We start from the raw sequence: 6,629 nt of genomic DNA, 5'->3' as shown, positions 1-6,629 counted from the left end.
TTTACCGCATCAATTGGGAAGCCAATGTTAGTACCAATACCATAACTCTTCGATTTATAATCGATAAGGCTGAATTTACTTGCATCGTAGTTACTGTAAAAGATGCTACTGCCTTGCGATACACCATCAGGAGTAAAATAAGGGTCAGTATACGATAAGCTCACTCGCTCAGAACCACGCGACGTATTGATATTAAAACCAATTTGATTACCTGTGCCTAAGAAGTTAGATTCAGTAACACCAATATTAAATTGCAGACCTAAGTATGAACCATAAGCAAGACCGGCATTAAAGCTACCTGCTGATTGTTCTTTAACAGTAAAATCAACGTCCACTTGGTCATCGACACCCGGCACTGGCACCACATTAAAATCAACGCTTTCCATGTATGGCAGACGCTGAATTTGTAATTTTGAACGCTCTAGGTTTTGGTTTGATAACCATGCACCTTCAAGCTGAGTCATTTCACGACGCAATACTTCATCAGCGGTATTTTGGTTACCACCGACGATAATACGACGTACATACACGCGTTGCCCCGGATCCACCGATAAAGTTAACTGAACTTCTTTGTTTTCGTCGTCTATTTCAGGAATAGTACGTACCTCAGCGTTAGCATAACCAAAACGCGCTAAGTAGCTTTTGATAAACTCTTCAGAAGAGGTCACCACTGAACCATTGTAAAGCTCACCGGCACGCAGTGGAATAACACTTTTGATCAGCTCTTCACGGCCCAGTAAATCACCAATAAAGTCAAAGCCTTTAACTTTGTACTTTACGCCTTCAGAAATATTCGCAGTAACATAAACCGATTCACGCTCAGGGCTCACTGATACTTGTGTTGAATCGATATTAAAACGTAAATAACCACGATCTAAATAGAAGCTACGGATTTTTTCAAGATCGCCCTCAATGGTTTGTTTCTGGTAGCGATCGCTGCCCATAAACTGCCACCACGGTAAATCTTGTTGTGATTCTGCAAGCGCAAGTAGGTCTTCGTTGCTAAACAATTCGTTACCAACTAAGTTAATTTGGCGAATTGACGCCGCATCACCTTCATCAAACTCAAGCTTTAACTTAACGCGGTTACGCGGAAGTTTAGTAATGCTGACATCAATCTTAGCGTTATATTTACCAATACTGTGGAAAAACTCAATTAAGCCTTTCTCAATATTATCAACCACGGTTTTATCCAGTGGTTCGCCTTGGCGAATATCTTGCTGATCAAGCGACTGAGTTAGCTGCTCATCTTTGATGTCTTTATTACCTTCAAACTCAATAATACTGATTGTTGGGCGCTCTGTTACTCTGAAAATAACATTGTTGCCATCACGTAGTGCCTTGATATTGTCAAAGTGGCCTGAGTTATACAAAGACTTAATCGTTTTTGAAATTGTGTAGTCATCAACATTATCACCCACATTAATAGGGATATGCGTTAATGCCGCTCCCAACGCTACGCGCTGTAAGCCTTCAACTTTTAAATCGTCAACAATAAAGGAGTTTTGGCCTAGGGCTGCAAAGCTAGCGCCTAATAAACTTGTTACTGCCAAATGTTTTTTTATAGCCATTTTATTATCTTTATCCTTTACAACGGTATTACCGCTCAACACCTTAAAACTATACTTTAGCGGTGTTTTACAATCGTGTTTTTAATTCGAGACTGTCGCAATTATTTATAATCGCGATACATCATTGAACAAAGCGAAACATGTAAGAAAAATGAGTAACAAGGCACCCACTTTAAAACCAAATTCTTGTGTCTTTTCAGAGACCGGCTTGCTACGAAAAAGTTCAATTATGTAATACATTAAGTGCCCACCATCAAGTACTGGCAACGGCAATAAATTAAATACGCCTAAGTTTACACTGATCAATGCTAAGAAGCTTAAAAATGCTACAAAGCCATAGCTTACGCTAGTTCCCGCACCGACAGCGATACCAACCGGACCACTTAAATTCTTCACTGATACTTGACCAGTAATTAGATTGCCAATCATGTCAAAACTAAGGCTGATCAAGCGCCATGTTTCAGTTACGCCCAGCACCATACTATCGAGTGGGCCATAATGTCTAGTTTCAATGTAACCATCTGGCCACTTTTCAACCACCGGAGCTACACCTAAAAAGCCTTGTAACTGACCATCGTTATTAGATTGCCCTTGTGGTGTGACGTTTATACGTTCTATATTATCTTGTCTTTTTACACTAAATTGTAATGATTTGTTAGCGGATTGCTGAATAACATTAACTAATTGAGTCCAATCGGTCATTGTTTCGCCATTTACCGCGATAATTTCATCTCCCGCCTGTAAGTTAGCTGCGGCAGCGGCTGAATTAGCTGAAATAGTTGCAACCGTTAAAGTCGCTTGCGGGCGAAACGGCACAATGCCCAATGAAGCTAATGGCGGCACATCTTGCTCATCTAACTTCCAACCATCGATATCGAGTGTTTTCACCTGCTCTTGAAATTGCTCATCGCGCACCGTAACAGCAACGCTTTTTTCACCTAAACTGGCCATCAATGCAAACGTAGCATCTTGCCAAGTCGTAATATTATCGTCGCCAATTTTTACAATATGTTGACTCGGCATAATACCCGCTTGCTCAGCTCGGCTACCTTCTGTGATCGAGCCAACGACTGGTTTAACCGATTGCACACCCACCATGTACATGACTGCTAAAGCAAAAATAGCAAAAATGAAATTAGCCATGGGTCCTGCGGCGACAATCGCGATACGCGCTTGAACCGATTTAGCATTAAATGATAAATGACGTTGCTCGGCTGGCACTTCATCAACGCGCTCATCAAGCATTTTTACATAGCCACCCAGTGGAATTGCAGCAATGACGTATTCTGTGTCGTGTTTATCGTGCCATTTTATTAGCGGCTTACCAAAACCAATGGAGAACCGTAATACTTTGACACCCGCTTTACGAGCGACCCAAAAATGTCCGTACTCATGCACTGTTACTAAAATACCCAGCGCTAAAATAAAAGAACCTAAATTCCACAGAAAATCGAACATATTAGCGGTTCACCTTTGCAATAAGTTGCGTTGCTTGAAGTCGAGCTAAACGGTCACAGTCAAGAATTTCATCCAGCGTGTGTACGTTTACATCGATTGTGTTGTCTAGTGTTTGTGCATTAATGCGATAAATATCGGTAAAGCCGATTTGCCCCTGTAAAAATGCATTTACAGCAACTTCATTGGCCGCATTGACGGTGGTGGTTGCGCCCTGCCCAGCTTCGCACGCCGCTATTGCCAGTTGTAAATTAGGGTAACGAGCAAAGTCAGGTTTGGTAAAGGTAAAATCAGCAAGCTCAGAGAAATCAAGCGGTGTTACACCTGCATCAATCCGAGCAGGATAAGCCAAAGCGTGAGCAATCGGAGTACGCATATCGGGGTTGCCCATTTGCGCCAATACCGAACCATCTTGGTACTGTACCATTGAGTGAATGATACTTTGTGGATGGATCACCACTTCAATATCTTGCGCAGCACAATTAAACAGCCATTTGGCTTCTATAAACTCTAAGCCTTTATTCATCATGGTGGCTGAATCAACTGAAATTTTTTGCCCCATTGACCAGTTAGGATGCGCAACGGCTTGTGCCACAGTCACATCTTTTAGGGTATCGATAGCACGGGTTAAAAATGGCCCGCCAGAGCCGGTAAGTAAAATTTTACTTACTCCGTGCTCATGCAGTTGAGCATTATTTTTCGAGCCTTGCAGTGCGCTTGGCAAGCACTGAAATATGGCATTATGTTCGCTATCAATGGGTAATAATGTGGCTTTGTGTTGCTTAACTTTATCGATAAACAACTGCCCTGACATAACCAAGGATTCTTTATTTGCCAGTAATACTTTTTTCCCAGCTGCTACCGCACTCAGTGTCGGTATTAGCCCTGCGGCCCCGACAATCGCAGACATCACAGTGTCAACGTCTGGGTGTGCAGCCAATTCACTCATCGCGGCAACGCCACTGCGGATCACTGTTTTACAGTCGCTGCCCGCTAACAACAGAGTTAATTGTGTTGCAGCGTTATCATCTGCCATCACTGCAAAGCGTGGTTGATGAGCAATACATAATTGCGCCATTAATTCGCTATTGCTACCCGCTGCAAGCGCAAATACCGCAAATTGTTGTTGATTACGCGCTACCACATCTAAGGTGCTTAAACCTATTGAGCCGGTAGCACCTAAGATCACCAATTGCTGTTTACAACTCATAGACTAAGTGTCCACGCATAACACAAAACAAAAATGGGTGCCGCAGCGGTTAAGCTGTCTAGGCGGTCTAATATACCACCGTGCCCAGGTAAACATGAGCCACTATCTTTTAAGCCAGCCTCACGTTTAAACATACTCTCAAGTAAGTCACCAATGGCAGAAAATAAAGCAATAAACATGGTCATAATGGCGTAAATTGGCCACACAGACATATCAACATCGGTGAAATGACAAAATGCGAGTACAAAAATAACGGCCGCTACAACACCGCCAGCTAGGCCTTCAATGGTTTTATTTGGGCTTACTTTCGGCATTAATTTATGTTTGCCAAAGTTTTTACCGGTAAAGTACGCGCCAATGTCAGCACTCCAAACAATCCCTAAAACGACCAGTATCAGCATTGAACCAAAATGGGTTGATTGTTCATAGTTAGCACTGCGCAGTGTATTTAGCGCAAGCCACAAGGGGACTAAGGTTAGAATACCCGCAATGGCACGCATCACTACCCCTTCATTCCATGCTTTTGCCATCGCTGGATAACGCCACACTAAATAAGTGGCTACAAGCCACCAAGAAAATGACAGTGTAAATATATAATTCGCATCGCCGACTAGCTGACCATCGCTCCATAGTCCGTCAATTGGCCAGTGCCAATTAAGTAGCACCAGTAACAAACCAATAAATACCACAAACGAAAAACGTTTCACTTTATCGCACAGCCCCATAAATGCAGACCATTCCCATGCGCCTAATAAAACAATCGCGCCGGCAATATAACTAAACAGTGTAAGTGGTGTGTAAAAAACCAATATCAATGCCAAAGGTGCTAGCACTAAAGAGGTTAAAATTCGTTGTTTTAGCAAAGTGTTACCCTTTTAATTAGGTTTCGGCGAGTAATTGTTTTATTTGTTCGCCAGTACAACCAAATCGTCGCTCTCTGGCAACGTAACAAGCGATAGCGTCAGCAAAAGCGGCTTCGTTAAAGTCAGGCCAAAGCGTATCGGTAAAATAAAGTTCAGCGTAAGCAGCTTGCCATAATAAAAAGTTGCTTATGCGTAAATCCCCACCTGTGCGTATCAGCAAATCAGGTTCAGCTTGATCGTGCATGCTCATATGAGCAGCTAAGTCTTGCTCTGTAATATCGTCAGGGTTTAATGCCCCTGTAGCAACTTGCTTAGCTATCTGCTTAGCAGCATTGGTCATATCCCATCTGCCACCATAATTAGCTGCTACATTAAGTTGTAAGCCGGTGTTATTAGCCGTTAATTGATGCGCCGCATCAACCTTGCTACGCAACGCCTCTGAAAAACGAGATAAATCACCAATGATGGTTAATTTTACATTGTTCTTGTGGAGCTTTTTTACTTCCTTGCTTAGCACATACAAAAACAATTCCATCAAGGTACTGACTTCATCTTCTGGGCGATGCCAGTTTTCACTACTAAACGCAAACAGAGTCAACGACTCAATCTTCAATTTAGTACAAAACTGCACAGACTGACGAACCGCATCCACGCCTTTTTTATGACCGTACACACGAGGCCTATTTTTGGCTTGTGCCCAACGACCATTGCCATCCATGATTATAGCGACATGCTTGGGTAAACATTGCTGGGAAATTTTATCAGCGTTAAGAACCATAAATATCGAGTATTCCATAAAAAAACGCCGCCTAGTATAACCCAGACGGCGTTTCAAAACTAATAAATTTACGAGCTTAGATTTCCATCAACTCGGCTTCTTTTGCCGCTAGCTGAGTATCCATTTCTTTAATGTACTTATCGGTAAGCTTTTGAATTGCATCATCAGATTGACGCGCTTCATCTTCAGAAATATCTTTATCTTTCAATAAGTTTTTCACATCGCCATTGGCATCACGGCGAATATTACGGATCGCAACACGGCCGCTTTCAACTTCGCCACGAACGATTTTAATTAAGTTTTTACGGCGTTCTTCTGTTAGCGGAGGAAGTGGTACACGGATCACAGAACCTGCTGACATTGGGTTTAAACCTAAGTCAGATGCCATGATCGCTTTTTCTACCGCTTGTGCAAGCGACTTGTCAAATACACTAAGTGCTAATGTACGTGAATCTTCAATGGTTACATTAGCAACTTGGTTTAATGGTGTTGGGGCACCGTAGTATGGCACCATAATACCATCCAAAATTGCCGGATGAGCACGGCCAGTACGGATTTTAGATAATTGACTGCTAAGTGCCGTTACACTTTTCTGCATGCGTTCTGCAGCATCTTTTTGAATATCGTTTATCACGGTTCAATCCTAATCTAGTTAATAACTTCATCTGAGGCTTGTGAAGAAATAAGCGTACCTTCTTCTTCGCCCATAATTACACGCTTTAACGCGCCTGATTTATTCATGTTAAATACGC

Annotated in this window: 6 protein-coding genes and 1 pseudogene; all 7 read right to left on the bottom strand. The window is 42.3% G+C overall.

Annotated elements, in window-relative coordinates; genetic code table 11:
* A partial coding sequence (gene bamA, locus ENH88_RS07675; RefSeq protein WP_304181346.1) for an outer membrane protein assembly factor BamA occupies positions 1-1,571 on the bottom strand: 1,571 nt, incomplete at its 3' end.
* A 105-nt stretch (positions 1,572-1,676) separates the two neighbouring features.
* The gene (gene rseP / locus ENH88_RS07670; RefSeq protein ID WP_304181345.1) at positions 1,677-3,029 is read right to left on the bottom strand and encodes a sigma E protease regulator RseP; all 1,353 of its coding nucleotides are present in this window, start codon (positions 3,027-3,029) and stop codon (positions 1,677-1,679) included.
* 1 nt (position 3,030) lies between these two features.
* The gene (gene ispC, locus ENH88_RS07665; protein ID WP_304181344.1) at positions 3,031-4,236 is read right to left on the bottom strand and encodes a 1-deoxy-D-xylulose-5-phosphate reductoisomerase; all 1,206 of its coding nucleotides are present in this window, start codon (positions 4,234-4,236) and stop codon (positions 3,031-3,033) included.
* Entirely contained in the window at positions 4,233-5,099 is an 867-nt protein-coding gene (locus tag ENH88_RS07660; RefSeq protein ID WP_304181343.1) for a phosphatidate cytidylyltransferase, read from the bottom strand. Before ENH88_RS07660 ends, ispC begins: the two co-directional genes overlap by 4 nt.
* 16 nt (positions 5,100-5,115) lie before the next feature.
* Positions 5,116-5,895 (bottom strand): isoprenyl transferase, encoded by a 780-nt coding sequence (locus tag ENH88_RS07655; RefSeq protein WP_304181341.1) that lies wholly within the window; start codon positions 5,893-5,895, stop codon positions 5,116-5,118.
* A gap of 58 nt (positions 5,896-5,953) precedes the next feature.
* On the bottom strand, positions 5,954-6,511 hold the full coding sequence (gene frr / locus ENH88_RS07650) for a ribosome recycling factor (protein WP_304181339.1): 558 nt from the start codon (positions 6,509-6,511) through the stop codon (positions 5,954-5,956).
* Positions 6,512-6,525: 14 nt separating this feature from the next.
* A pseudogene (locus ENH88_RS07645) lies at positions 6,526-6,629 on the bottom strand (UMP kinase); the annotation flags it as partial.

Source organism: Pseudoalteromonas prydzensis (assembly GCF_011050055.1).
Classification (GTDB): Bacteria; Pseudomonadota; Gammaproteobacteria; order Enterobacterales; family Alteromonadaceae; genus Pseudoalteromonas; species Pseudoalteromonas prydzensis_A.
Note: the sequence above shows the minus strand (reverse complement) of the source record. Positions and strands in the feature narration are given on the sequence as shown.

What these genes read in the sequence shown, in the direction of transcription:
- rseP (WP_304181345.1), bottom strand. Translation starts at nt 3,029, where the DNA reads ATGTTCGATTTTCTGTGGAATTTAGGTTCTTTTATTTTAGCGCTGGGT.
- ENH88_RS07655 (WP_304181341.1), bottom strand. Translation starts at nt 5,895, where the DNA reads ATGGAATACTCGATATTTATGGTTCTTAACGCTGATAAAATTTCCCAG.
- ispC (WP_304181344.1), bottom strand. Translation starts at nt 4,236, where the DNA reads ATGAGTTGTAAACAGCAATTGGTGATCTTAGGTGCTACCGGCTCAATA.